The sequence below is a fragment of the Bradyrhizobium sp. 31Argb genome (genome assembly GCF_043638955.1).
Lineage (GTDB): Bacteria > Pseudomonadota > Alphaproteobacteria > Rhizobiales > Xanthobacteraceae > Bradyrhizobium.
In genome coordinates, this window is sequence record NZ_JBEGDB010000697.1 from 1 (window position 1) to 566 (window position 566).

The 566-nt window shown below is 58.8% G+C and carries 1 pseudogene; it reads left to right on the plus strand.

What is annotated here, in order from left to right:
* Nucleotides 1-146: 146 nt before the first annotated feature.
* Nucleotides 147-491, plus strand: a pseudogene (locus AAFX91_RS42330) (IS630 family transposase); the annotation flags it as partial.
* Between the last annotated feature and the right edge of the window lie 75 nt (nucleotides 492-566).

A 566-nucleotide genomic window follows, 5' to 3' on the forward strand; every position in this document is an offset into this window, starting at 1 on the left:
AATCCGTAGCCATGTGAGTCTCCTGTCAAAGGTAAACTCACAGAAACCATCTTACACTGAGTTACTGACACCCTCGAGGAGCACGCTGCGCAATTGCCACTATTTAGGCGGGCGGTTCGCGCCAGCAGTTGGGGTTCGGCTACATCGAAGGCGTCACCGACGACTACCAGCGTCATGGCACGACCACCCTGTTTGCCGCCCTCAACGTGCTCGACGGCGCAATCATCGCTCAATGCAAACCCCGCCATCGCCACCCGGAGTTCCTCGCCTTCCTGCGTCATATCGAAGCTAACGTGCCGGCCCAACTGGACATCCATCTCATCGTCGACAACTACGCCACTCACAAGCATCCCAAAGTCAGGGCCCGGCTCGCCCGCCGTCCGCGTTGGCACATTCACTTCACGCCAACCTACGCCTCCTGGCTCAACCAGGTCGAACGCTTCTTCGCGCTCATCACCCAACGCGCCATCCGGCGGGGATCGTTCGATTCCTGAAATGGACCCCGATTGTGGGACCACGTGCTTAGTTGGAAGGGGCTGCTCCGTTTGATAGACGGAGCGCATGAT